Origin of the sequence: Gynuella sunshinyii YC6258, assembly GCF_000940805.1 — a bacterium.
Lineage (GTDB): Bacteria > Pseudomonadota > Gammaproteobacteria > Pseudomonadales > Natronospirillaceae > Gynuella > Gynuella sunshinyii.
In genome coordinates this window covers 6,202,930-6,229,691 of the sequence record NZ_CP007142.1, presented here as the reverse complement: position 1 = coordinate 6,229,691, position 26,762 = coordinate 6,202,930, and the positions used below count along the sequence as shown (strand labels likewise).

Below are 26,762 nucleotides of genomic sequence, written 5' to 3'. Positions count from 1 at the left end.
TGATCACGAATAGCTCAAGCTCTTTTGGGATGTTCCTCAGATATTTTGCTGAGCTGTTCGTTACCATCATCAAGACCGGAATCCCAGGCCGCAGCAAGGATTTCATCAATATATGGATTGTCCTTACCGTCACTGTAACCAGCGAGGCCACGCATGTAGCCTTGCTGGTATGCTTTATTCAGAGATTCAAGATTCCATTCGGTTTTATTATCCATAAGCCGCGCTCCCGGCATCAGTTGAACTGGATTTTTTAGTGAGTTCTCACCTCGTGTATCCAATTGTATCGAAGCGTAATCAAGTGGCTCCACCTAGTTGTTCACAAAATACGCAAATATAGTTCTCATATTTTAGTCATAGGCGCTATCAGTCGTGACAGAAACGCGCATCCTGATCCTGATACTCAGCAATAAATTGTTCGAAAGAAATATCATCGCCTGACTCGATTTCCTGCTGGCGTTTTAACGACTCTGCGGTGATGGCTTCCATTGACTGTATTTGTTGTTCTGATAACGGTGTCTGCATCAGGGTTTCGCGATGTTGCCGTGCAAGGTTGTACATGAGTTCGTGATACTCCTGTCCATCTTCCAGCAGTGTGCGGATTTTTGAAGATGGCAGCAGTTCGGGATGATCGATTTTTTCTTGTGCCTCAGCGATGACTGTGCGGTATTTTGAGTCGCCATTGATCTGGTCCATCACTTCGGCTAACTGTTGTAGCTCATCGAGTATTGCTGTGGCCTGCCGCCGAAGCTTGAAGCTGCCGGTCATGGTGGGGTAGTCCTGATCCAGCTGACTGCCGTTCATAACAATGCCTGCCAGATTCTGTTTCAACAGTTCGCACTCCTCATCGCTAATGAATCCACTGTCACTCAACATGCACCAGGTCAAAAACAACTCCAAAAAGGAAATGCTTTGTGTGCTGATACCAACTGGGTTGAAGGGGTCGAGATCCATGCACCGTACTTCGATATATTCCACACCGCGTCGTTGTAATGCGCAGACGGGCTTTTCACCGGATTGAACAGTTCTTTTGGGGCGGATGTCGCTGTAGTACTCATTTTCGATCTGCAGGATATTAGTATTCATTTGCAGATAGTCATCGCCCTTTTTAATGCCCATGCTGGCATAAGCCGGATACTCGGTATGAATCGCCGAACGTAGGGTTTGAATGTAGCTGGGCAAACCATTGAAACAGACATGAAGGTTTGCCTGCGCACTGTTGGTATAACCGATGTCGCTCATACGTAGAGAGGTCGCGGTTGGGGATACCAGTGTTCTGCGGTGAAGGTGCGACAGCCTCTTGCTTGGGGATTTCAGGAACGATTCGTCAATGGCCGGAGAGGCCCCGAACAGGATCATTAACAACCAGGAGTTGCGACGGAAGTGACGAATCAGGGAGAAATAACGCTCCGACTTGAAGTCCTCTATCGGCTGATTGTTCTGTTGATGCTGCTGGAAGTGCTGCCAGAATTCATCCGTCATGGAGAAGTTGAAATGCAGGCCGGCAATTGCCTGCATGATACGTCCGTAGCGGTGCCACAGGCCATGTCGGTAAACGTGTTTCAGGCGGCCTATATTCGATGAACCGTATTCGGCAATTCGCACATCTTCCTCATGGTCGATGATTGCTGGCATACTGCCTGGCCAAATGAGTTCATCAGCCGGCATTTTGAGGTAGGCGTAACGATGCAGGTTTGCCAGATAATCCAGATTTTCTTCGGTGCTGCTGAACGTTGGAGTAATAAACTCCAGTAAGGCTTCCGAATAGTCAGTGGTGATACTGGGATGCGTTAATGCCGAGCCAAGTCCCGCCGGATGGTTGGTTTGCGCCAGTCGACTGTCCGGGGTCACCCGCAGCCCTTCTTTTTCAATGCCACGGATGAAACGGATGGCTTCCGGAGTAAGTGAGCTTAACCACTTCAGGCGGTTTTCCAGTATCGTATTCAATTCGGTTTTCCTCGTGCTTGCAGCAGGTCGAAGTGACGACCGGGTCAGAGCCGCTTTTTCTGTTTGTTCTGGGCCTTGGCAAATAAGGCGGCCATAGTGTTCGATGGAGCCGGTTGCGGCTGTCGAACCTTACCGGAACTGCGATTACCGGGTTTGTTTTCGCTTTTCTCTTCGCCGGGTTGATCATCCAGACGCATACTCATCCCAATACGTTTACGGGCGACGTCCACTTCCATAATTTTGACTTTGACGATATCGCCTGCTTTGACCACTTTGGCTGGGTCATCAATGAACTGATGGCTCATTGCTGATATGTGGACCAGACCGTCCTGATGGACGCCCACATCCACGAATGCACCAAAGTTGGTAACGTTAGTAACTGTTCCTTCGAGAATCATGCCAGGGCGTAGATCTTTGATTTCTTCAACACCTTCCTGAAATACCGCTGTTTTGAATTCCGGGCGCGGATCACGGCCGGGTTTTTCAAGTTCGCTGAGAATGTCTTTGACGGTTGGCAAACCAAACTGTTCTGACGTGAACTCTGCGGCGTTCAATGCGCGCAGTGTTTTGTGATCACCGATAATGGCGGTGACCGGTTTTTGTAGCCTGGCAACAATCGCGTTTACCACGTCGTAGGATTCAGGGTGCACGCCTGATTGATCCAACGGGTTGTCACCATTCATGATTCTTAAGAAACCAGCAGCCTGTTCAAATGCCTTGGGTCCAAGACGGGTCACCTTCAGCAGTTCTTTGCGGTCTTTGAAACCACCATTGTTCTGCCGGTATTCGACGATATTGGAGGCCATGCTGGCGGTCAATCCCGACACCCTGCTGAGCAGTGGTGCTGAGGCTGTGTTCAGATCCACACCGACCGCGTTAACGCAGTCTTCCACTACGGCATCGAGCTGTCTTGATAAAGCTACCTGAGAAACGTCGTGTTGATACTGCCCAACGCCGATACTTTTGGGGTCGATTTTCACCAGTTCGGCGAGAGGATCCTGCAGTCGGCGGGCGATGGAGATCGCACCACGAATGGTGACATCCAGATCCGGGAATTCTTTTGCTGCAAATTCTGATGCGGAATAAACAGATGCACCGGATTCATTGACGACCACTTTCTGAACTTTCAGTTCCGGATACTGTTTGAACATGCCGGCCACGAAACGATCGGTTTCGCGACTGGCGGTACCGTTGCCGATGGCGATCAGTTCAACGTTGTATTTCTGACACAGGGCGGCCAGAATTTTTTCTGATTCTTTGATTTTGTTCTGTGGCGGAGTCGGAAAGATTGCGCCGTGGTCCAGTACCTTGCCGGTTGCATCAATTACCGCAACCTTGACTCCGGTTCGCAAACCCGGATCCAGACCGATAGTTGCTTTTGGACCGGCCGGTGCGGCCAACAGCAGATCTTTGAGGTTTTTGGCGAAAACGTTGATGGCTTCATTTTCTGCCTGTTCACGTAGTTGCCCGAACAGTTCTGTTTCCATGTGGGTCAACAATTTAACTTTCCAGGTCCAGCGCACCACTTCCGCCAGAAATTTATCACCCGGACGCCCTTGATTGAGAATATTGAAATGATCGGCAACGATACCTTCGCAGGCAGAAGGTTGACCCGGTTCATCACCGTCCAGAGTCAGGTTGATCTGCAGGATGCCTTCATTACGGCCTCGAAATACTGCCAGGGCGCGGTGACTTGGAACTTTGTTTATTTTTTCGCTGTATTCGAAGTAATCACGGAATTTTTCCCCCTCTGACTCTTTGCCTGGAACAATGGCAGAAGTTAACAAACCTTCACGGTTGAGGAAATCACGCAGCTTGGCCAGTAGATGAGCATCCTCGGCGAAGCGCTCCATTAAAATAAAGCGGGCACCTTCGAGCGCTGCTTTCACATCATTGATGTTGTGTTCACTGTTGAGGAAGGCTTCGGCTTCCTGTTCCGGCGTACGGCTTGGATCCTCCAACAGTAAATCAGCTAACGGTAACAGACCGGCCTCAATGGCAATCTGGGCTTTGGTGCGGCGTTTGGGTTTGTAAGGGAGATAAAGATCTTCCAGTTCGGTTTTGGTGGTAGCGGACTGAATATCGCGATTCAGTTCGGGAGTCAGTTTGCCCTGCTCATCGATACTTTTCAGAATTGCACTACGGCGTTCTTCCAGTTCGCGCAGGTAACGTAGACGATCTTCCAGGGTCCGCAGCTGGCCGTCATCAAGACCACCAGTGACCTCTTTCCGGTAACGGGAAATAAAAGGCACTGTCGCGCCATCGTCCAGCAAAGATACTGCTGCGGTAACCTGATTTAATCCAACATTCAGTTCAGTCGCAATTTGAGAAAAAATCTTTTGCATGTTTTCTGATGGTTCCATTAATTAAGTGAATTTCGTTGTTCCTGAAAAATAGCCTCCACCTGGTCGGCATTGAAACTGTAGCGCTGGTGACAGAACTGGCAATCAGTATCGATGTGTCCAAGTGTTTCTATAAGCTCGCGGGCTTCATCCAGCCCAAGGTGGAGCAACGCTCTGGCGGAGCGCTCGCGTGAGCAGCCACATTTGAAGCACAAATCCTCTGACTCAAACAGACGGACCTGTTCTTCGTGAAACAGGCGGTGGAGTATGACGTCGTTGTTAAGATTTAACAGTTCATCTGTTTTAATGGTCCCTGCCAAATGAGTGACCCGATTCCAGATGTCGTCGTCTTCATCGCGATCATGATGCTGGTTGCCCGGTAATCGCTGCAACAGCAGGCCGCTGGCATTCTGGCCATCACATGCGAGCCATATGCGGGTGTCGAGTTGCTCTGACTGGGTGAAGTACTGTTGTAATACGTCGGCCAGGTTTTCGCCATCATTCAGGCTGACGATGCCCTGATAACGATTACCTTTGACGGGATCAAATGTGATGGTCAACTGGCCACTGCCCAGAATTTTACCCTGATCATTGAAGTCATCATTGTATTGAGCAATGGCGCGTAATTCGCCGGCGGCATTGCATTCGGCCATCAGTACTCTAACCTGGCCATTCCCGGAGACCTGTAAAATCAGGCTGCCATCCAGTTTGAGGCGTGAAGACAGCAATGCAGCGGCGGCCATGAACTGTCCGAGTAATTGTTGGGCCGGTTCTGGATAATTGTGCTTCGACAATACTTCCTGATAGGCCTTGTGGAGGCCAACCAGTTCTCCTCTGACCGGGCTGTTATCAAATAAAAAACGTTGGCTTTGATCTGGATTGCTCATGGCGGTTAGTCGTCTGAATAATCGTGTTTGATTTTAAGAATATCCCGGCGTTGTTTTTTGCTGGGACGTTTTTCCGGCGCGAGTATACTTTGATTCATATCTTTTCTCGCCTGTGCTGCAACCTGACGTTTTTGCACCGACTCTTCCGTTTCCTCATATAACTTCTGAGCTTCCGGTGCGCCGCGCCGTTGATCACTCAGGTCCCGGACGATGATGGTTTTTTCATCCCAACCCACTCGTAATCTGATGGTGGCTTCCAGTTCTACTGCTCTGCTGGGACGGGTACGGGCTCCATTGTAGTGAACCTTACCGCCTTCAATCGCATCTTTGGCAATGGCGCGGGTTTTATAGAAACGCGCGGCCCAGAGCCACTTGTCCAGTCGGACTGGTTTTTGATCTGTCATAGTTAATGGTTAAGGTTGAATGATTTCATGAAAACAGGTGATGGCTGGAAAATCCGGAATCATCCGGCTTTGCTGAGTGGTATCTGGCTGGGAAATGCATAATACCTGGGCAATACCGGCAGCAGCTGCGGTGGAAAGTACAGATTCATTGTCATCAATGAGCAGGGTCCTGTTTGGATCGAATGGCAAATGTTGGGACAATGCCGGCCAAAATAAAGGGTTCTCTTTGGGATATTTCACTTGATGTGCACTAATCGCCATATCGACGTAATCGAGCAGTCCGGTGACCTGATGTTTCAGATGTAAATTGTCGGGGTGAGCATTGGTCAGAATGACTACCTGCTTGTTCTGCTGTTTAAGCCATTGCAGGAATGCTTCGCTGTCAAAACGATAACGAATCCGGTGTTGCTGTTGTTGGGACAATTCCATGATCGGCAGTTGCAGTGTTTGATCCCAATACTCGGTACTGTACCAGTCCAGGGTGCCTTGAACCGACTGATAGCGTTCATATACAGCGGCTCTGCTGGCATCGATCGCCTGATCAAAAGGCAGGTGGCTGAAGTCACGGCGGGCCAATTGTTCGGGAACCAGATGCAGCCAGAAGTGATTGTCAAAGTGCAGATCCAGCAGGGTTCCGTCCATGTCCAGAAATACCCAGTCCACGTGTTCCCATCTGATCATTCAAGCTCTCCAGAAGAATATACAATGACCTCGTAAATACGTATTTTCATGCGGTAAAATCCGACTGTTTTACTCCATTTTCTTTTACCATAACTGCTATTATTAAAATGGCTGTCGGTGCTTGCCGAATGGTCGACTTCCCCAATGGTTCCTGACGTAAGAACGCCACTATGGAAAATTTAACTGAGCTTGTACCTGAACTTGTCGAAATTTGCCAGCGGGCAAGCGATGCGATTCTGGCCATTTATGACTGTCCCGAGAATTATAATATTCAGTCCAAAAGCGATGAGTCCCCGGTAACGGCTGCGGATCTGGTTGCCAATGACATCATTCTGGAAGGTCTGACACGGTTGACGCCGGAAGTTCCCATTATGTCAGAAGAGTCGATCATTGATTGGGAAGAGCGTAAATCCTGGCAACAATACTGGTTGGTTGATCCGCTGGATGGCACCAAGGACTTTATCGCCCGTAACGGTGAATTTTGCATCGCCATTGCGCTGATGGACCAGGACGAGCCTTTGCTTGGTTTCATTTTTCAACCGGTAACGGGTGATTATTACTGGGGTAGCCGGGTGCTGGGCAGTTTTCATGGGCGTCAACGGCTGAATGGTTTTCGAACTGATGACAACGAATTTCGGGTGGTGGGAAGTCGAAGGCTAAAGCATCGCGGGCCGTGGTTCGACTGGTTGCAACAGACTGACTTCAATATTCAACGCATCCAGCAGGGCAGCGCGTTAAAGTTTTGTCGTCTGGCAGAAGGTCAGGCGGATTTGTATCCCCGTATCGGACCGACATGTGAGTGGGATACCGCTGCCGGTCAGGCGATTCTGGAAGGTGCCGGTGGTCTGCTGGTAGACAGTGACGGGCACCGATTCAGATATAACAAACCCAAACTGCTGAACCCTCATTTTTATGCCTTGAGGGATCCTCGTTGGCTGAGCAGTTTACTGGAGCTGTAGCTGACCTTCAGACGATCAGACCCAGGTCAACAAAGTTAGAGGTCATGTTCTCAATATCGTACTGACTGAGTCCGGTATAAAGCATGATTTCTTCTCCATACGTTTCCCATTCGTAATTTGTGTTGGAATCACCAAGGTTCTTATATTCACGACAAATATGCTCGGCGATTTTCAGAATGCAGATCAGTGCGGTTTTTTCGGCGTTGCCCTGGCGCAGAATATGGTCGATGTTATGGTGATCGGCAATGGCTTCGCTGACGATTTTGGGCAGATGCCAGCTGCGGGCAACGTAATAGCCAATGACTGCGTGGTTGGTTTGAAAGTGTTTGTTTTCAATGTCTATCAGGCGTTTGCCTGGAGTGCGATAGCTTTCCGCCATGATGTCGAAATAATTCTTGAAGCGCTTGGCCATCAATGGAATGCCGGCGTTGTGAAACAGTCCGATGGAGTAGGCGTCATCGATATTGCGGAAGTTGATCTGTTTGGACACGGCGGTACATACCAGCGCAATGTCCATGGCAGAATCCCAGAAGCGATTGAGATTGGCAATTTCGTCGTCAGACAGTTCGCCTTTGATGGAAATGCCGTTTACAAGACCTATGACGGCGTTGTAACCCAGCAAAATGACGGCCTGCTGGATCGAGGTAATGGAATTGGACAGACCCAGCAGCGGAGAGTTGACGATTTTTAGCATCGTACCGGCCAGACCGACATCCTGGGAGATCAACTGGGCAATGTGTTGAATATCCGGATTTGGCTGCAACTGCTCCATCTGGAGGTCCACCATGATCTGCGGTTGTGGGGGAATCGAAATCCCTTGAAGAATTCTATTAATCTGCTCTTGCGTCAGTTCCATAATGCTCTCAATGTGGACTATCTACACACCGATACAGTTTAGCCGGTTCCGGATTGAGTGTCGGGTAAATTTGTTAAAAGCTCCGCGGGATTCGTTACAACAGAGTCAGGGTTTGATCATATTGTCCGGCAATCTCCTGAATCATGGTTAGCGTAGTATTGATCTTCTGTTTAACCGCTTCGATTTTTGCCGTATTGGCCTCCAGATTTTGCAGATAATCTGCGGGCAGTTGGTCAAGTGAGGTCGTTAATTCACTAAGTGCCTGAATGAGTTTGAGGGCTGACTCGGGATGTCGTATATCGATAAACTGGGCCAGATTCTGATGTTCGCCCTGAGGTTCCATGACCACCATGGCATTCAGTTCCAGCAGAATGGAAACCAATGCTTCATGGGTGGAGCTGCTGAATGGTGCCTCATTACCGGCTTCCATATCATTTTCCGCAGCCGGGGTGAGATATCCCGCCAATACTTGTTGCTTGAGAGTATTGTAGAGCGCCGATAACAAATAGTTCAGCTGTGCCGAAGCCGGCATGTTTTTAAGGCTCAGGGCGTCGCCTTCGTTATCAATATTCCAGGCGTCTGTCAGTAACTTCAATTGCCCCGTCAAATGATGGGTTAATAAGGTGGTGTAGTTGCGACGACGGTTCTGTGGCTCAATCTCGATGCCATTTTCTGCCTTGTGACTGGCGATAGCGACGAAGTCTTCCGCCGGGCGGTTGTTGTTATTACCCCAGAGCATAAATTCCAGGGCATGAAACCCCAGAGAAACATCTTCCAGTGAGCTGAACTGATGTTCCTGTATCAGTCTTTCCTGAGTCAGCTGCAGGGTTGTGTCATTAATCAGGCCTGTTTGTGGGTAGTCCGGCAGGTAATCGATAAACCCCGGTTGAATGGGCCATGCATCGATGGTGGATGTGATTTTATCCAGAAACGCCTGTCTTTGCGGACTGGTGGCTTGAGTACTGTACAGTGTGCAGGAGATATAGTTGCCGTGGGCAGCCCGCCAGCTGGTTCTGGCCAGGTCGAGTCTCGACTGAGTGGGTTCGAGCAAAAACGTTTCGACATTGGATTGCAGTTCCCTGGCAGAGGATAAGGCTATATCCAGACAACTTTCCGCCCGGTGATACCAGTATTTTACCAACGGTGTCGGGTCTGCCTCCGCAATCGGCTGGAAGGCTGGTGACTCGGTTGCGGCGATTTCCGCCTGGGTTGGTTCGGGTCGGTCACAGCCGTTCAGGATGACCAGGCCGACAATGATTGTCAGAGTTGTTTTGCTGTTCACTCAAAGATTTCCTTGTAGATTAATCTCGCAGACTGATCACTGGCCAGTTATGTTCCCGGGCATATGCCGCCAGGGTTTGGTCAGGATCGACTGCGACTGGATGGCTTACCTGCTGCAGCAGTGGTAGATCGTTATGGGAATCACTGTAAAAGTAAGCTCCATCGAGAGATTCTCCGTTTTCATCCAGCCATTGCTGCAGTCTGATCACCTTTCCCTGCTGAAAGCTTGGCGTTCCGGAAATCCTGCCGGTATAACGGCCATTGATTTTTTCTGCCTGGGTGGCAATCAGATGATCGACCTCAAGCATATTGGCAATTGGCCCGGTAATGAAGTCATTAGTTGCTGTGATAATCATAATAAAGTGACCCTGCTCACGGTGTTGAGCAAGCAAGCGCCGGCCCTGAGGCAGGATAATGGGTTCAATACTGGTGGTCATGAACTCCTGATGCAGTTGTTCGAGGGCCGTTTCATCATATTGGGTCAGGAAGCTGAGAACGAATTCCTGATAGGCAAAAATATCCAGGGTCCCTGCCAGGTACTGCTCGTAAAAAAAATCATTTTGTTGTTGATGCTGATCAGCTTTGACCAGTTGTTTGGCGATCAGGAACTCGCCCCAGGCGTGATCGCTGTCTCCGTTCAACAGGGTATTATCCAAATCAAAAATGGCGAGGGTCACTCGTTGTGCTCCAGTATTGGTGAAAGTTTCAAGCATATTAGCCGGCGCAATTGGCATCAAGCACCAAGCTGGCTTGATGGCAGTTATTGTGGAACAATGCAAGTAACGATCAAAGTCAGCCCGGATGTTTCGGGCTGGAGGCGCAAATATGATAGATGCTGATGGTTTTAGACCAAATGTTGGGATCATCCTTGCCAACAATAAGGGGCAGGTATTATGGGCAAGACGCATCGGCCAGGACGCCTGGCAGTTTCCTCAGGGAGGTATCCGTGCTCATGAAACTCCGGTGGAGGCCATGTTTCGTGAACTAAAAGAGGAAGTCGGGCTGGAGCACCGCGATGTAGAGATTCTTGCCTGCACTCAGGGATGGCTGAGATATCGATTACCCAAACGCATGATCCGGCAGAACAGTCTGCCGATCTGTGTGGGCCAGAAACAAAAATGGTTTCTGTTGAAAATGGCTTGCCCGGAGAATCGCATCAACGTTGATGGCTGTGATGCTCCGGAGTTCGATGGCTGGCAGTGGGTCAGCTATTGGTATCCGTTGGGGAAAGTGGTTAGTTTTAAAAAGGATGTGTATCGACGCGCGTTGATAGAGCTGTCTCCCCGGCTGGCCCGCGAAATCAAGATGCTTCGGGAACGTCAAACGCTAAAACGAATTGCTGGACAATAATAATAATTATGCTGAACCTGTTAAAACGCATTGCTCAGGACATCACCAGTGCGAGGGATCTGGGTGAAACGCTGGAAATGGTCGTTCAGGTTCTGCCTTCACGGGTGGGGGCAGAAGTCTGTTCGGTTTTTCTTTGGGACGACCAGGCCCGTAAACTGGTATTGAGCGCCAATAAAGGTTTTGACCGTGAGGTGCTGGGCAAGGTGACACTGGAGGCCAACCAGGGAATTATCGCGATTGTGGCCAAGCGGGAAGAACCGCTGAACATTGCCAATGCCAAAGAGCATCCGGCTTTTCATCATGTGTCCAGTATTGCAGAGGGCGATCTGCATGGCATGCTGGCAGTGCCGATCATTCACCATCGTAAACTGCATGGTGTTATGGTGGTGCAAAAAAAAGAAGAGGCATTATTTGAGGCCAGCCATGAAGCGTTTCTGGTGACGGTTTCTGCACAGTTGGCTTCGGCCATCGCACATGCCGATGCCGCCGGCCACCTGCGCCGCTCTTTCTTTGGACAGGATCAACGTAATGTTCGCTTTGAGGGCGTTGCGGGTGCTAATGGTGTGGCCATTGGGACTGCGGTTCTGTTGACCATGGGAAAATCCCTCGAAACCATTCCCCCCCGGCTGGTAAAAGATATTGATTATGAACTGGCTGAATTTGAGAACGCGCTGGCGATGGTGCGGGCTGATATCGAATTGGCTGGCAGCAAACTTTCAAGTGATCTGCGTCCTGAAGAGCGCGCCTTGTTCGATGTCTACCTTGGCATGCTGGATGATCAGGCGTTGGCAGGTGAGGTTAAACGACTGATCTGTACTGGTATCTGGGCTCAGGGGGCAATTGCCCAGGTAGCAACCACTTACTCACGGCACTTTGAGGAGATGGAGGATCTCTACCTGCGCGAACGTGGAACGGATATTCGTGATCTGGCCCGCAGGCTGATCAGCTATCTCGCTGATATCAAACCCATTCCCAGTGAATTCCCCAAAGATGCCATTATTATCGGTGCGGAACTGACTCCGGCTATTCTGGCGGAAGTTCCGGAGGACCGGGTGGCGGCCATCGTATCGGTCAGTGGTTCTGCCAACAGTCATATTGCCATTATTGCCAGAGCATTGGGTATTCCAACGGTAATGGGGTTGGTGGATATGCCATTTCAGCAGTTGGACGGTGAACAACTGGTGGTTGATGGGTATCGGGGACATGTCTACTGCAATCTGACCCTGGACAAACTTCAGCATTTCGAGGCAATTGTCCGGGAAGAGAAGGAGTTTGTTGCCGGGCTGGAATATCTGAAAAACGAGCCTTGCGAGACCCTCGATCAACAACATTTTTGTCTTCAGGTGAATACCGGGCTGATGACAGATGTGTATCGTTCTCTGGATCAGGGAGCTGAAGGGGTCGGTCTTTATCGGACTGAAGTTTCCTTCATGATGCGGGACCGGTTTCCTTCCGAGAGCGAGCAGGCCGAAATCTATCGCCAGCAGCTGCAGGCATTTGCACCCAATAATGTCTGCATGCGGACTTTGGATATCGGCGGTGATAAATCCCTGAGCTATTTTCCGATTCAGGAGGAAAACCCGTTTTTGGGATGGCGCGGCGTCAGAGTCACACTGGACCATCCGGAGATTTTTATTGTTCAGGTCAGAGCAATGATCCGTGCGAGTGAGGGCTTTGATAACCTGAGTATTCTGATTCCGATGGTTTCCAGTATCGGTGAGTTGGAAGAAGCGATGCACCTGATCTACCGCGCCATGCACGAATTACAGGAAGAAGGGTATCAGGTGGTGATGCCCAGAATCGGCATGATGATTGAGATCCCTGCCAACGTGTATCAGATTCGTGATATTGCGGCCCGGGTTGATTTTATCTCTGTTGGCAGCAACGATCTGACCCAATATCTGTTGGCGGTGGATAGAACTAATCCAAGAGTCGCCAGTCTGTACAACAATTATCATCCGGCCGTATTGATGGCATTGCAGCAGATCTATCAGGAAGCCAGTGCCTGTAATTGTCCGGTCAGTATCTGTGGCGAACTGGCCGGTGATCCGATTGGTGTGATTTTGCTGGCAGCGATGGGATTTCGGAGTCTTTCCATGAGCCCGACCAGTCTGTTGCGGGTGAAAGCGTTGCTGCGACAAATCGACACTGAGTGGGCCAGGGATCTGTTAAACACGATCCTGCAAATGGATAATCCTCTGGTGATCCGCAGTACTCTGGAATTCGCGATGAAAAAAGCAGGTTTGTCGCTGGCTCAGCTTGGTATTGTCAAGCCGGGATGAATGACCGATTGCAGGCATAAAAAAAGCGCTGGTTATCAGCGCTTTTTTTGTGTCCGGAGAGAATCTTTCCGTTAGTCTTTGTTTCTGCTGGAGCGGCGGCGGTCCGCTTCGCTCAGTGCTTTTTTGCGAATACGGATGCTTTGAGGCGTCACTTCCACCAATTCATCATCTTCAATAAAGTCCAGTGCCTGTTCCAGAGTGAACTTGATCGGTGGAGTCAGAATCAGCGCTTCGTCAGTACCGCTGGCACGGATGTTGGTCAGCTGTTTACCCTTGGTCGGGTTGACGGTCAGATCGTTTGAACGGGAATGAATACCGATGATCTGGCCTTCATACACATCCACGCCATGACCCAGAAACAGTCGGCCGCGATCCTGCAGTGAATACAGTGAGTAGGCCAGGGTTTTGCCTTTGACCATGCTGACCAGTACGCCGTTCTGACGTGATGAAATGTTGCCTTCTTTGACTTCACCGTAGTGGTCAAAAATACTGGTCATGATGCCGGAACCGGAAGTCATGGTCAGGAATTGGCCACGGAAGCCGATCAGGCCGCGGGCGGGTACCATATATTCCAGACGAACCCGGCCTTTTCCGTCGGGCTCCATGTTCAACAGTTCACCTTTACGCAGTCCGAGTTCTTCCATGACAGCGCCCTGATGGTTTTCTTCGATATCAAAGATCACCAGTTCATAGGGTTCTTGCAGTACCCCATCAATTTCTTTCTGGATAACCTCGGCACGGGAAACGCCAAGTTCAAAGCCTTCCCGGCGCATGGTTTCGATCAGTACTGACAGGTGCAGCTCACCGCGCCCGGATACTTTGAATTTATCAGCAGTATCACCGGCTTCCACTCTCAGTGCCACATTATGGATGAGTTCCTGTTCCAATCGTTCCTTGATATTCCGCGATGTAACGAACTTGCCTTCACGACCGGCAAATGGTGAATCGTTGACCAGAAATGTCATGCTGACGGTCGGTTCATCCACGGTCAGTGCGGGTAACGGTTCAACCTGTTCGGGATCACACAGAGTATCGGAAATCCCCAGGCCATCGATACCGGTGATACACACGATGTCACCGGCGGTTGCCAGTTGGGTGTCCACTCGCTCCAGGCCGTGATAACCCTTGACGTTCAGAACCTTTCCTTTACGGGTTTTGCCATTGGCGCTGGCGACAACCACCTGTTGGTTGGGCTTCAGTTCGCCGCGGGTAATCCGGCCGACACCGATGACGCCGACATAGCTGTCATAGTCCAGAGCTGAGATCTGCATCTGGAATGGTCCGTTCAGGTCCACTGAAGGGGCTGATACCCGGTTGACGACCATTTCAAACAGTGGGCGCATGTCTTCTGCCATATCGGTCGGATCACTACCGGCAATACCGTTCAGGGCTGAAGCATAGACGATTGGAAAATCCAATTGCTCATCTGTCGCACCCAGGCGGTCAAACAGATCGAACACCTGATCGATAACCCAGTCCGGGCGGGCTCCTGGGCGGTCGATTTTATTGACGACCAGGATAGGACGTAGTCCTTTCTCGAATGCTTTCTGGGTGACAAAACGGGTTTGTGGCATGGGGCCATCCACCGCGTCCACCAGCAGTAATACAGAGTCTACCATCGACAGAACGCGCTCAACCTCTCCACCGAAGTCGGCGTGCCCCGGGGTGTCGACGATGTTGATGCGATAGCCGTTCCAGCTGATGGCGGTGTTTTTGGCCAGGATGGTAATGCCGCGTTCTTTTTCCTGGTCGTTAGAGTCCATGATCCGCTCGGAATCCTGATCTTTACGACTCAGCGTGCCTGACTGTTGCAGCAATTTATCGACCAACGTGGTTTTTCCGTGGTCAACGTGGGCGATGATGGCAATATTGCGTAATTTCTCGATCACAAGGATATCCGCTCGGGTAAAATTCTGAAGGGCGCGGATTATACCTGAGAAACATGACTTTCCTAGCCCGAATATTTTCTCCGGGCTTGTGGACGTCAGAGAAAGGCCTTTGAATCAGAGGCTTTGCCAGAGTTCGTTTCGGTAGCAATTTGTTATCGACGCTAAATTTACGACTCTGTTTCGGCAGTTTGTTTTCTGTGGCAACTAATTGAAACTGTTTGAGTATCACAGCCATCGGTATTTTTTAAACAACCACCACTGCACTCCAAACACGCTGAGTAAAATCAGGATAAAGACTAAGAATGCGAAGGAATCGTTGGCACCGGGTATGCCACCCACATTGACTCCGAGCAGTCCGGTCAGAAAACCCAGTGGCAGGAAGATAGCCGAGAATATCGAGATCACATACATGCGCTGGTTCATCTGTTCCGATAGTCGGCTGGCAATTTGCTCCTGAGCGAGTATGGCATGTTCGCGGGCGGTATCGAGATCTTCAATATTACGGATGAGGCGGTCAGACAGGTCTCTCAATTTGAGCTTTTCCTCTTCGGGATACCAGTCGAGTTTCTCCAGATAGAGTCGGGACAATGCTTCTCGTTGTGGGGCGAGGTAGCGACGCAGAACCACCGTAGCGCGTCGCAGGGAGGACAGTTCCTGCTGCAGCCCGTGGCTGACATCATCAAGCAGTGCCTGTTCCAGAGCATCTACCTGGTCTTCCACGGAATCGATGGTTTCTTCGAGCCGGGCGGTCAGTTGATTGATCAGTTCATTGATAAAGCCTGCTGTGGTGGTAGGGGCGTCTTCCTGACCGAGCAGGTTCATGATGGTCTGGATGGAGTGCAGTCGACGGCGGCGAGCGGTAATAACCCGTTGTGCATCAGCATAGACCCTGATGGCGACCATGTCTTCGGGGTCTTCCCCAGGATTCAGATTGATTCCCCTTAATGCCATGCAGATGCTGCCTTTGTGAGGCTCCATTCTTGGCCGGGTTTCTTCTGTTAACAGCGCATCAATGGCGTAATCATTCAACTGGCTGTGCATCAGCAGCCAGTCCCTCGCATCCTGGCAGTTGATATCCAAATGTACCCATATAATGCCCGATCCCGGTTGCCATTGATTAAGTGTCTGCCAGTCTTTGAACTGCACCTCCGGTTGATTCAGCAGACCGGCATATACTAGGCCCTGGTCCATATGCGCTCCTGATCTCTCTTGTGAAGGGTGTAAGCTTCGGTTACCTTGAAACGTCTTGCAAGTTTTGAAAAATGGCCGATTTTGATTTTCTTGAAACTCCCTACAATGAGTGCCAGCCCTTTTTTTCCCTTAAAAAACAATAAGGCAGTGGGATTATGAATATATCCACCTATCTGTATGCGCTGGTTGCCCTGGTATATATCGGTTTGCTGTTTCTGGTTGCCATTTATGGTGAACGGAAAAACCTGCCCAGATCCTGGCAGCCCTGGATTTACAGTCTCTCGTTAACCATTGTCTGCAGCACCTGGGCAATTTATGGAAATACCCTCGATTATTTTGAACAAGGCTGGTTCATATCGCCGATATTCGTTGGCAATATTCTGATTTTGCTGCTGGGTTACAGTCTGCTGCAAAAGGTCATACAGGTGACCCGGCGCGAAGGTATTAACTCGATTGCTGATCTGACTTCCAGTCGTTTTGGTCATAGTCGCGCAGTGGCGGTGACCATGACTCTGCTGGCAATCGTAGGACTGGTTCCATATATGGCGTTGCAGCTGAAAGCCATAACGGTCAGTTTCAGTATCGTTTCGGCCACTGAACCCGTAACCCGTCATTGGTACTCTGATCTGGCATTTTATTGTGCATTATTGATGGCGCTATTCGGGATGTTATTCGGTACCCGGAAAGTGGGAGTGAATGACCGTCACCCCGGCGTTATGCTGGCATTGTCATTCGAAGCCATTATTAAACTTGTTACCTTTCTGCTGGTTTCCGGATGGATATTGTTTGGTTATGGAGATGGCATTTCCGGCGTTATAAATACGGCCAAAAATGATGCGTTGATCCGGGCAACGCTCACAGATTTCAGTGCCCCTTATACTTATCTGGTCATGCTCATTGTGGGATTTATCTCCTTTTTGACGTTACCGCATCATTTTCATGTGCTGGCAGTGGAGAATCATAGCCATCAGGAACTGAAACAGGCACGCTGGTTGTTACCGGTATATATCATTCTGATCAATCTGTTGGTGTTGCCCATTGCTATCGTCGGTTATCAGTATTTTCAGGGTGATGTGACGCAACTGGAATATCTGACCCTGCACCTGCCTATGCAGGAAGGCCAGCATGGCCTCACTTTGCTGGCATATGTGGGTGGATTATCGGCCGCCACATCCATTGTGATCATCGCTTCTATCTCTCTGAGCACTATGCTGAGTAATGAAATTCTGGTGCCTTTGTTGATTCGTACACGGTTGTGGGCTGTTGATGCCAATAATTCTGACCGGGTAGTGCTGATGTTGCGGCGTGGCAGCCATTTATTGGTTTTGCTGCTGGCGTACTTTTATCTTCGTACGGTCACCAAATACAGCAGTCTGGCTGAAATCGGCAATATTTCCCTGATTGCGGCGTTACAGTTTGGTCCGGCTCTGGTGCTGGGCCTTTATTGGTCCAGGCTGAATCGAAGAGGTGTCATGCTGGGATTAATCGGTGGCTTTGGCATGTGGTTTTACACCTTGATTCTGCCGTTGTTGGCGGACGCGGGGGCTGTTCCACGACATTGGCTGGAGTTCGAGGGAATGTTCGTTTTTCTCAATCCGCATGCATTTATGGGGGTTCATCTGGATCCGGTTGCCCATGGCGTGCTCTGGAGTCTCTGTACAAATTTACTTGGATTGTGGATCGGTTCTGCTTACTTCACCGGCACGTTCAAGGATCGTCTGCAGGCTGCCAGTTTTGTGCATTCGATTCCGGCGAAACACGGCCTGGTCACTCATACATCCTTCCAGGCATCGATTGGTGATCTGCATGTTCTGATGGGGCGGTTTATTGATGCTGAAAAAATGCAGGAGTTGTTTGCTCCTTATACCAATCCGGTGAACGGTCGTCTGATTGGTGACCGGCAGGCCGATCGGGAGTTTATTTTTCAGTCTGAACGCCTGCTCGCTTCAATGTTGGGTGCTCCGGCTGTGCGCCTACTGTTTGAGCATTTTGTGGAACCCGGTGGCGATGACTGGCGGGATCTTTCCACGATGGTTGATGAGGCCTCTCAGGTGTTCAAATTCAATCGCGAGATTTTGCACTCCGCGTTGCAATCCATCAGTCAGGGAATCTGCATTTATGACCGGGATCGTAATCTGGTGGCCTGGAATCAACAGTTTCGTTATTTGTTCGATTACCCGGAAGAGTTACTGATCGTGGGTCAATCCTATAAGGCCATTCAGCAATATAATCATGAACGCGGCGACCAGGTCCGTTATGCGTCTGATAGGGTGGAACTGCATCTGGAAAAACTGAGCCGGGGACAGCCGGACCGTTACGAATGCGAACGCCCCAACGGACAGTTCATCGAAGCCCAGGGCAGCCCTATGCCAGGTGGGGGTTATATCATTGTTTATACGGATGTCACCGAACAGCGCAATATTGAAAACCGGCTGCGTCGTATTAATGAGGAGCTGGAGGAAAAAGTGGATGCCCGGACCCAGGAATTGCAGGAAAGTAATGCGAAACTGGAGAAGGCCAACGTCAATAAAACCCGTTTTCTGGCGGCTGCCGGTCACGATCTCGTGCAACCTCTCAATGCTGCCGCACTGTTTGCAGCCAGCCTGCATGCCAAACTGATACGGCAGCCTCAGGATGGTAATCATGACAAGCTGGCAGAGCTTTCCAGTCAGATTGAACGTTCACTGGTTTCAGCTGACAACCTGCTGAGTGAGCTGCTGGAAATTTCCAAGCTGGATTCAGATGTGGTCAAGCCTAATGTCGATGCCGTCAGTCTTAATGATGTGCTTGCGTCGATTGAGACAGAACAAAGTGCGTTGGCGGCCGAAAGAGGCATCCGTCTCCGGGTTATACGTTCTTCTTTATGGATTGCCACTGACCCACGGCTGATCAAACGTATGATTCAGAATATTCTGGCCAATGCTGTGCGTTATAGTCTGCGCGACCGTATCAGTGTAGGGGTGCGTCGTCATGGGGAGTATTGCTCGATTGAAATTTGGGATACCGGTCCTGGACTGTCAAAGCAGGAACAAGATGTTATTTTTGATGAGTTTCATCGTCTGCCTCATGTCTCATATGAAGAAAAAGGGCTGGGTCTCGGGCTGGCGATCGTGAAACGCCTGTCCAATCTGTTGCAGCATCCGATTTCCATTAAAAGCGAAATCGGTCGGGGTAGCGGTTTTCTGATCAGGGTGCCTGTCACACAAGCTCGAGTAACCAATAAAGTTAATATAGAAACAAGTTATCGAAGTGGTAGAAGTGCACATATTCTGTGTCTGGACAATGAGATACAGGTCGTCGAAGGAATGCGCAGCCTGTTGTCTGAATGGGGTCATGAGGTGATGGGGATATCGGACAGCACCGAGGTGGCGGATCTGGTGCGTCAGCAACTGCCGGATCTGATCATCATCGATTATCATCTGGATAATGATGAAATTGGTCTTGATCTGCTGACGGAATGGAAAAAATCCTGGCTGAAAAATATACCGGTTATCGTAATTACCGCTGACTATACGGATGCGGTTCAAAAGGAAATACAGTCCCGCAACTACTATCTGCTTAAAAAACCCGTCAAACCATTACAGCTTCGTTCTCTGGTTGATCGGGTGCTGAACTAGGAGTCGTCGTGCTCCATGTACTGACGATACACAGCCGCCTGAGTGCGGTTGTAAATGCCCAGCTTGCGAAAAATTTCGGAGACATGGGTTTTGATCGTGGTTTCCTTTACATCCAGCTCATAAGCGATTTGTTTGTTAAGGAAGCCTTTGCTGATCAGAGTCAGTACTTTTTGCTGTTGAGGCGTTAAAGAGGCAATTTTTCTCACTGCATCAATATCAGTTTCATTGGGTTGATCCTCTTCAATATCTGCTGGAAAACTGGGATGTCCCTTAAACAGCTTATTTACTTCCCCAACCATCTCATTCAATGTCAGAGATTTTGGAAGGTAACCGAGTGCTCCGGCAACTTTGATCTGCTGCATGATTTTGCTCGATTTATTGGCCGTTACGACAACGATGGCCAATTCAGGATACGCATTTTTGATCTCAATGAGTCCCATAATGCCTTCACTGCCCGGCATCTGTAGATCAAGAAAGAGAACGTCAATGTCCCCTTTTTGTTTATCCAGTATTTCTTTGGTAGTTCCCAGGCATTCGGTTTCAATAATATTTACCTGGTAATCGGATTCCCGCAGGGCTTCAGTCAGCGCTTTGCGGAACAGTGGGTGATCATCTGCAACAACGAGGTTAAGTGAACTCATAGGTTTATTGTATTAAGTTAACGCGAATCAGATCTCAGTTATAACAGAATTCTTTTCTGGATAAAATGAACTCGCTCAATATTAATTTTTGGTGGTATAAAAAAGAAAGAATTTGTCTCTTCTTTGGCGCGAAACTCCTTGGTTTCGTGCTTTAAAAACCTATAAAAACAGATATTTTGATAACTAAGTAAACTTTTCTCGTTCAAAGGGATGAATCAGATATGTCCTTGTATTTTATGAACATTGAAATTGTCGTCGATAATGGTGATTAAGTCTGGCAATGTCGTGAATATGACAATAACGAGCGCCGTTATGGATTGTTTTGACGCCCGTTAACGTACATGGGTTTTGCTTGCTGATCAAAGTGTTAGATCTGTCCTAAAACCAAATAGTTTTCCTGCCCAGATATACATGATCCAAACAAATAAGCCGAAAGGTAAGTATCCGAAATAACCAAGCAGGGGCATTTCGGAGAAGAAATGCAATACATTGACATAAGGAATGTCGTAGATCCAATAGTTGGGGTTGGTCGGCTCAACCGGAACCGGGTGGGAGCTGCCATAATTCCACATCTCCCAAAAAAAGCCGTTGGCCATTGATGCCAGGGCGATCAATATAGCGGGAGACCAGTTGCCATTGGCAATATCCGTCAATGGATTCCAGATATTCAGGCGCAGTAGCTGACCACAGATGATGGCCATCGGGCCGATCCAGATTCCCCAGAACATCGGATAAGGCAACCAGACGACGGCAATGGATATGATGGACCCTGCGAGTAACAGCCACGTTCCGTTCAGTTGCAGTTTGGGGCCATTGGTATAACGCTGTGCCAGGCCGGAAAAACTGTTGAGCAAGGTGTACCATTCAAATACTGCTGGCCACACGGTGGAGTAGGCGGCCAGAAAAATAATGACAATGGTCATATGTGACAGCTCGCTCATATGACCGTTCGGGTAGTACCAGTTACTGAGTACGAAGTAATCAAAATACTCAAAGTAACTCCAGCCAAAAACTGAGAAGACCGCACTGATGATCATCAGGGCCGGACGTGTGCTCAGAATGGACCGCCCGTTATTGCGATAATAAACGATGCCATCGACAGCGAGAATGAAACCCCACCACATTGGGGTAAATGCGTAATACACCAACTTGCCGAAAATGAAACTGTTGGACCACATCAGCCACCAGAAAAAGATCATCACAACGAATCCCAGAAAAAACCACCAGGGTAGTTTTCGTGAGCCGGAAGAGGATGGGGATGTAGCAGGTTTTTGAAAGCCAAACAGCGTTGGAAACAGTAAAAACAGGGTCACTGCTATGGCGCCGATGGCGATCACAATAAAATAGATCAGATTGAACCCTGGAGTGGTTCCGATCTGAACGGGTGGAAACACGCCAAAACCCGGAGGCAGATGGTCCACCGGATACTTAAACCAGGCGGTCACCAGCGTTAATATAAAAGTCAATAACATTGGCCATAAAAGCCCCCATTTATTGGATGACATGGTTAACTCTCCCACAATAGTTTTTTAGCCCGGTATTGATAACCGGGTCAGGTATTTAACCATCGGCTGAGAGTACTTCTTAACACCTCCAGCTTGACCGGCTTTATTAAAAAATCATTCATTCCAGATTCAACACAGATTTTTCTGTCCATGTCCGTAGCATTTGCGGTATAGGCGATAATTGGTACGGAAATCTGCTTTTGGCGCAGTAGCCTGGTGGCCGATGGACCATCCAGTGTCGGCATCTGCATATCCATGATAATGCAGTCAGGAGGGCTGTTGATTGCTGCCTCAATAGCCTGTTCAGGACGCGTGAATCCGGTAGCGCTTACGCCGATTCGATGTAGCATGGAGACCAGAATCTGGAGATTAACATGATTGTCGTCTACGGCGATTACGCTGGCTTTGGAAAAATCAGTAACTCGTCTTGTCTTGGAATGGGATGGATTCAGTTCTGCAATCAATAAGCTGTAGAGTTTAAATCGGGTATAGGGTAGCGAAACCAGTTGGGCGTCGGTGAAATCGGGATCATGATAGTGCGCAATGTCAATCCAGTGGTATACCCGGTTTGCCTGATGCTTAAACTTTTCCAGTAGCTCCTTGCCTTCCGGTATAGAACTCTGACCTGGAAAAATAAATAAAATATCCGGAGTGAAATCCAGTTGGCTGATGTGTTCGGGATCATGAAAATGATGTTCAGCACTGATACCAAAAAACGGTAAGTCCTGAATGATTTTTTGTGCTTCAGTATCACCCTGCTCTGACAAAACTGCGACTTTTAGATATGCGAGGTTAATGGCCGAGACCGGGTGCTCCGGCAAAGGAATTGAAAGTGTAAATTCACTGCCCCGACCCTCCTCACTCGATACCGATAATGTTCCATCCATCATCAGTGCCAGCTTTTGGGCGATGCTCAGCCCAAGCCCGGTGCCGCCAAAGCGCCGGGCGATAGAACTGTCCGTTTGAGTGAACGGGTTGAAAATCTCTTTAACCTTGTCAGCAGCAATACCGATACCTGTATCTTTGATTTTAAACAGGATGTCGCTGTTTTCTCCTCTTTTGACCTCCAGACGGACTTCTCCTTCTGAGGTAAATTTCAGAGAGTTACCGAGCAGGTTAGTCAGTATCTGTCTGATCCGCATTTCATCACCAAACGCAGACGATGGAAGCGCTGGATCCTGATCAAGAGAAATGAAGATGTTCTTATGGGTAGCCGTCAGGGCAAACATCTCAATCATCTCGCTCAGCAGCCGATCCAGGTCAAATGGCGTTTTGTGTAATTCCAGTTGCCCGGCGTTAATTTTGGAGAGGTCGAGAATGTCATTGATCAGCGACAGCAGAAAGTTGGAAGACGAGTCAATAATTCTCACCAGTTCCAGCCCGTCTTTATTGGCTATTTTCAGTTTAAGAAGTTCCAGGGCACCCATGATACCCGTGATCGGTGTTCTGATTTCATGGCTCACGTTGGCGAGAAATTCATTCTTGACGGCATTGGCTTTTTCTGCGGCACCGAGCGCATTGCGGGTTGTTTCCAGAGCCTCTTCCTTGTCTCGATAGAGCTGACCAACCTGGTAGTTCAGTACCAGCGCCAGCATTAATACTTCAGTGGCAACAGCCATTAAGCCAATATGCTCGATCAGAAGGTTAAAGTCGGAGCTCAGACTGTTAAGAGAAATGGAAATGACCGCCGGTATCAGAAATGTGATATTGGCGATCATATACAGACGGGCAGTCATGTTGCCTTGAAAGATCCGGATAACCCCACAGGTGAAGCCAAACACCGAGAAGAGGGCTACGCCATACCGGTCCAACTCAAGGGATTGATTGGGTAGCAATATGGAAATCAGAATGTGACCGGTCAACGTCACGATACATAGAATCCCTGCAACAAACAGTCTTGGGTGTTGCCGGTAGTTGATGTCCAACAGGCACAGTACGAATGCGATGTAGGCGATATTGGAAAACAGGATCGGAATGCTGATGCTGTAAAACCAGCGCAAACCAAAAATATCACTGAGCACCAGCAGAGCGGTACTGTTAAAAATAAGATTGCCGAGAATAAACGTCGAATAAAAAATGTCGGCCGGGCGGAATCGGAATAAGGATAGTACGGCATAGTAAAAACCCAGCGAAATGAAAATACCTATTCCGGTCAGAGTGATCAGATTGCCGAATTTGATGCTTGACTGATATTGTTCCAACGGCGTCACGGACGGTACCGGTTGGGCCAGAAAAAAAGGGCTGTCGAGCTTTGTGATGATTGTGTAGTGGCCGCTATCCAGTTCCATTGTCCGTCCGTGCCGGAGCATAAACGGGTTTTTGATTTTGCTTTGAATACCACCACTGTATTCAGCTATTTTTTTACCGTGCTCATTGAAAATAAAATGGCTGAAACGACCGATCACACTGGAGTTGTTAAAATCAATGACGTAAGACCCTGATTCATTGATGGCCAGTTGGGTCAGGTACCAGAACACTCCGCCGGTTAATTTGATGTTTGCGGATTCGTCGCCGGTTTGAATGGACTGGATATCGATTTGAGCATTCAGGTTTAAATCAGCAGGTGGATTGAACCAGCCTTGTCTCAGTCGTTGAACAGGAGCCGCAGCCAGCATGTTGCTGATCAGATATAACAAGATCGTCAGCGAGCAGACGATCACGGTCCGGCCCGCCATATGCAGCTCCGACTTCTGGTTCATATCTTCCAAATATTCCTGATTTCCTTGATAACAGGGCCAGTGTCCGGTAGGCCAGTGGTTCCGGTCAACTGCCGGTTGCCTGTTTTTGGCGCACCAGTTCAATTTTGACGGCGTACAAATGATAAGTCTATCGTCCTAGCATAGTTGAGATAACAGAAAGCCGTCAAAAAAGCGCTGTATGACAGGTCATAACTGAAGCAAAAAAGTGACACGGAGAAAAACTCTCTGACTTATGTTTGAATGACCGGGCGAAATTCTAAATCGCTGCCATACTTAGTTTATGAGCCATACTTACAATTCGCCTGAATATTCCGTTGCCCGTTCGCGCCGCTCTGGTACTGCTATAGCGGTAACCCTGGTTGCTGTCCTGTGTTTTGCTCTGTTATTCGGGATATTTTATTTCGCTGCCGGGATAAAACCTGTTTTGCCTCAGAAAGTGGCGGCCAAACATATTCAACAATGGCTTAGTGAGCCGCCCAGGTTTGAGAACCCGAATGGCAGTTATGCCCGTTTGTTTCATCGTGATGAGTTGCGCAGGCTGTATCGTTCCAATCGCTATCGCACTATCTGGTTTGATAATTATGGGCTGAATGCTCCGGCCCAGCTGCTGATTCAGAGTCTGCGTGAAACGGTCGCGGATGATCGTTATCTCTACAGTTATCATTTACCTGCGATTCTGAAAGCGGAACCGGAAATTGGAAATTTACCTGCCCGGGTGACTGCTCTGGATCTACTGCTCAGTGACGCATTTTTGACCTTTATCCAGGATATTCGCAATAACAATTATCTGCCTGACCTGAAGTCCCATGATCATCAGTCAGACTATCGTGTGGTGGCTGAACAGGTGACAGAACGCTGGACCAGCGATCAGATTTTGTATGAACTGCAGCAGAAGCTGGATGCCAAGAGTCTGCTTGTACTGCTGAAAAGTCTGACTCCTTCCCACGCGGGCTATCTGAAGTTGAGGGAACAACTGGAATATTATCAGCGTCTGGATCTGGGGGGGCACTGGGAAACGCTTGGAGACGGACCGGTTCTAAAACCCGGAGACTCTCATCCTGATATTCGTGTGATCAAGAACAACCTGTTGTTGTTTGGCGATTACTCAGGACATTGGTTCAGCGAAGAGCGGACTCTGTATCGTCAGGAAGTGAGTTTCAACCCCTCGCATCCGGTATTTGTCTTTGATGACGAAATGGAGCAGGCCGTCAGGCACTATCAACTGAGAAACGGCCTGCAACCAACCGGGTGGATCGATGAAGCGACCCGTCTTTGCCTCCAGCAATCGCCGCAGCGTATTGCCCGTCGCATTGCTCTTAATATGAAACGTTGGCGTCATCTGCCGGACAGGTTGGGGCCTAAGTATGTGATGGTGAATATGGCGGATTTCCGCCTACAGGTCGTTGCGGATGACCAGCCGCTGGCATCCATGAAAGTGATCGTTGGCCGTACTGATCGCCGTACGCCGACGATCATTGGCAGTATCTCCTCGCTGGTACTGAATCCAACCTGGACTGTGCCCGGGAGAATTGCCGTCAGGGACATTTTGCCGCAGATCCGGAAAAACCCGGCTTATCTGACCGACAAGCACTTACAGTTGATACGTTATGACCGAGACGGGACGATGAAAACCATTGATCCTGCAACGGTTAACTGGCAGCAATTGAGTACAGGGCAGCTGCCATTTACCTTTCGCCAGGCAGCCGGGCCGGATAATGCTCTGGGTATGGTGAAGTTTGTGATTCCAAATAACATGGCCATATATCTGCATGATACCAATCACCGAAATCTGTTTTCACAGGATATGCGTGCCCTGAGTTCAGGTTGTGTGCGAGTGGAAAAACCGGAATTGCTGGCCCGCCTGCTATTGCAGGATACGCCTTCCTGGCAGGAAGAAAGACTGACCCAGGTTATTCAATCGCAGCGAACAACTTATGTTAAATTATCCCAACCGGTACCGACCTATCTGATGTATTGGACGGCCTGGGTTGATGACGAAGGTGTCTTGCAACAGCGCCCCGACGTTTATCAATGGGATGCTCTGGACAAATTCGGCAGCGATTACGCAGCCGCGCAATTGGCCAGTAATATTATTTCAACCCTGAGTCCCTAGCAGGCTGTTGGTTCTTGACGAAGTATTCGCAAAGCCAACAGCAAATCAACAACCAGTTAAAGGTGTTGTTATCGCTAATCGGTTATTTTTAAAGGGATCATCTGGAGTACCGTAGTTGAAA

At 49.2% G+C, this 26,762-nt stretch carries 19 protein-coding genes; 5 read left to right on the top strand and 14 right to left on the bottom strand.

What is annotated here, in order from left to right; all coding sequences use genetic code 11:
- Window positions 1-14: 14 nt before the first annotated feature.
- From YC6258_RS25720 to yrfG, 6 genes are all read right to left on the bottom strand, one after another.
- Window positions 15-215, bottom strand: a complete 201-nt coding sequence (locus tag YC6258_RS25720) for a ribosome modulation factor (protein ID WP_044619408.1) — start codon at window positions 213-215, stop codon at window positions 15-17.
- A 148-nt stretch (window positions 216-363) separates the two neighbouring features.
- Entirely contained in the window at window positions 364-1,944 is a 1,581-nt protein-coding gene (gene gshA / locus YC6258_RS25715) for a glutamate--cysteine ligase (protein WP_211264589.1), read from the bottom strand.
- A 44-nt stretch (window positions 1,945-1,988) separates the two neighbouring features.
- The gene (locus tag YC6258_RS25710; protein WP_044620431.1) at window positions 1,989-4,289 is read right to left on the bottom strand and encodes a Tex family protein; all 2,301 of its coding nucleotides are present in this window, start codon (window positions 4,287-4,289) and stop codon (window positions 1,989-1,991) included.
- Between the two features lie 17 nt (window positions 4,290-4,306).
- Complete coding sequence (gene hslO, locus YC6258_RS25705) at window positions 4,307-5,173, bottom strand: Hsp33 family molecular chaperone HslO (protein WP_044619407.1); 867 nt, start codon at window positions 5,171-5,173, stop codon at window positions 4,307-4,309.
- Between the two features lie 5 nt (window positions 5,174-5,178).
- Window positions 5,179-5,577, bottom strand: a complete 399-nt coding sequence (gene hslR, locus YC6258_RS25700; RefSeq protein ID WP_044619406.1) for a ribosome-associated heat shock protein Hsp15 — start codon at window positions 5,575-5,577, stop codon at window positions 5,179-5,181.
- Window positions 5,578-5,586: 9 nt separating this feature from the next.
- A complete protein-coding gene (gene yrfG, locus YC6258_RS25695) occupies window positions 5,587-6,258 on the bottom strand; it encodes a GMP/IMP nucleotidase (protein WP_044619405.1) in 672 nt (223 codons plus the stop codon).
- Between the two features lie 170 nt (window positions 6,259-6,428).
- On the opposite strand from yrfG, the gene cysQ reads away from it, so the two are divergent.
- Window positions 6,429-7,217, top strand: coding sequence for a 3'(2'),5'-bisphosphate nucleotidase CysQ (gene cysQ / locus YC6258_RS25690; protein ID WP_044619404.1), 789 nt, complete (start codon window positions 6,429-6,431; stop codon window positions 7,215-7,217).
- A 7-nt stretch (window positions 7,218-7,224) separates the two neighbouring features.
- On the opposite strand, the gene YC6258_RS25685 is transcribed toward cysQ, so the two are convergent.
- The 3 genes from YC6258_RS25685 to YC6258_RS25675 form a co-directional block, all read right to left on the bottom strand.
- The gene (locus YC6258_RS25685; RefSeq protein ID WP_044619403.1) at window positions 7,225-8,073 is read right to left on the bottom strand and encodes an HDOD domain-containing protein; all 849 of its coding nucleotides are present in this window, start codon (window positions 8,071-8,073) and stop codon (window positions 7,225-7,227) included.
- A 94-nt stretch (window positions 8,074-8,167) separates the two neighbouring features.
- Window positions 8,168-9,355, bottom strand: coding sequence for an imelysin family protein (locus tag YC6258_RS25680; RefSeq protein WP_044619402.1), 1,188 nt, complete (start codon window positions 9,353-9,355; stop codon window positions 8,168-8,170).
- Between the two features lie 19 nt (window positions 9,356-9,374).
- Window positions 9,375-10,031, bottom strand: a complete 657-nt coding sequence (locus YC6258_RS25675; protein ID WP_044620430.1) for a histidinol-phosphatase — start codon at window positions 10,029-10,031, stop codon at window positions 9,375-9,377.
- A gap of 148 nt (window positions 10,032-10,179) precedes the next feature.
- Here YC6258_RS25675 and YC6258_RS25670 point away from each other — a divergent pair, with 148 nt between their 5' ends.
- Window positions 10,180-10,704: an RNA pyrophosphohydrolase gene (locus tag YC6258_RS25670; RefSeq protein ID WP_044619401.1), complete on the top strand. Its 525-nt coding sequence runs from the start codon at window positions 10,180-10,182 to the stop codon at window positions 10,702-10,704.
- 8 nt (window positions 10,705-10,712) lie between these two features.
- Window positions 10,713-12,986 carry a phosphoenolpyruvate--protein phosphotransferase gene (ptsP, locus tag YC6258_RS25665; RefSeq protein ID WP_044619400.1) on the top strand — a complete coding sequence of 758 codons (2,274 nt, stop codon included), beginning with the start codon at window positions 10,713-10,715 and terminating at the stop codon, window positions 12,984-12,986.
- A gap of 71 nt (window positions 12,987-13,057) precedes the next feature.
- On the opposite strand, the gene typA is transcribed toward ptsP, so the two are convergent.
- The gene (gene typA / locus YC6258_RS25660) at window positions 13,058-14,875 is read right to left on the bottom strand and encodes a translational GTPase TypA (protein WP_044619399.1); all 1,818 of its coding nucleotides are present in this window, start codon (window positions 14,873-14,875) and stop codon (window positions 13,058-13,060) included.
- A 225-nt stretch (window positions 14,876-15,100) separates the two neighbouring features.
- Window positions 15,101-16,066: a zinc transporter ZntB gene (locus YC6258_RS25655; protein WP_044619398.1), complete on the bottom strand. Its 966-nt coding sequence runs from the start codon at window positions 16,064-16,066 to the stop codon at window positions 15,101-15,103.
- A gap of 155 nt (window positions 16,067-16,221) precedes the next feature.
- Between YC6258_RS25655 and YC6258_RS25650 the strand changes: the two genes are divergently transcribed.
- On the top strand, window positions 16,222-19,683 hold the full coding sequence (locus tag YC6258_RS25650) for a hybrid sensor histidine kinase/response regulator (protein WP_044619397.1): 3,462 nt from the start codon (window positions 16,222-16,224) through the stop codon (window positions 19,681-19,683).
- Here YC6258_RS25650 and YC6258_RS25645 read toward each other — a convergent pair.
- The 3 genes from YC6258_RS25645 to YC6258_RS27765 all read right to left on the bottom strand — a co-directional run bounded on the left by YC6258_RS25645 (window position 19,680) and on the right by YC6258_RS27765 (window position 24,528).
- On the bottom strand, window positions 19,680-20,324 hold the full coding sequence (locus YC6258_RS25645) for a response regulator (protein WP_044619396.1): 645 nt from the start codon (window positions 20,322-20,324) through the stop codon (window positions 19,680-19,682). The two genes, YC6258_RS25650 and YC6258_RS25645, sit on opposite strands and share 4 nt — an antisense overlap.
- 359 nt (window positions 20,325-20,683) lie before the next feature.
- Window positions 20,684-21,829: a hypothetical protein gene (locus YC6258_RS25640; RefSeq protein WP_044619395.1), complete on the bottom strand. Its 1,146-nt coding sequence runs from the start codon at window positions 21,827-21,829 to the stop codon at window positions 20,684-20,686.
- A gap of 47 nt (window positions 21,830-21,876) precedes the next feature.
- Window positions 21,877-24,528: an ATP-binding protein gene (locus YC6258_RS27765; protein WP_144407749.1), complete on the bottom strand. Its 2,652-nt coding sequence runs from the start codon at window positions 24,526-24,528 to the stop codon at window positions 21,877-21,879.
- Window positions 24,529-24,808: 280 nt separating this feature from the next.
- Between YC6258_RS27765 and YC6258_RS27760 the strand changes: the two genes are divergently transcribed.
- Window positions 24,809-26,641: a L,D-transpeptidase family protein gene (locus tag YC6258_RS27760; RefSeq protein WP_052830582.1), complete on the top strand. Its 1,833-nt coding sequence runs from the start codon at window positions 24,809-24,811 to the stop codon at window positions 26,639-26,641.
- Window positions 26,642-26,762 lie beyond the last annotated feature (121 nt).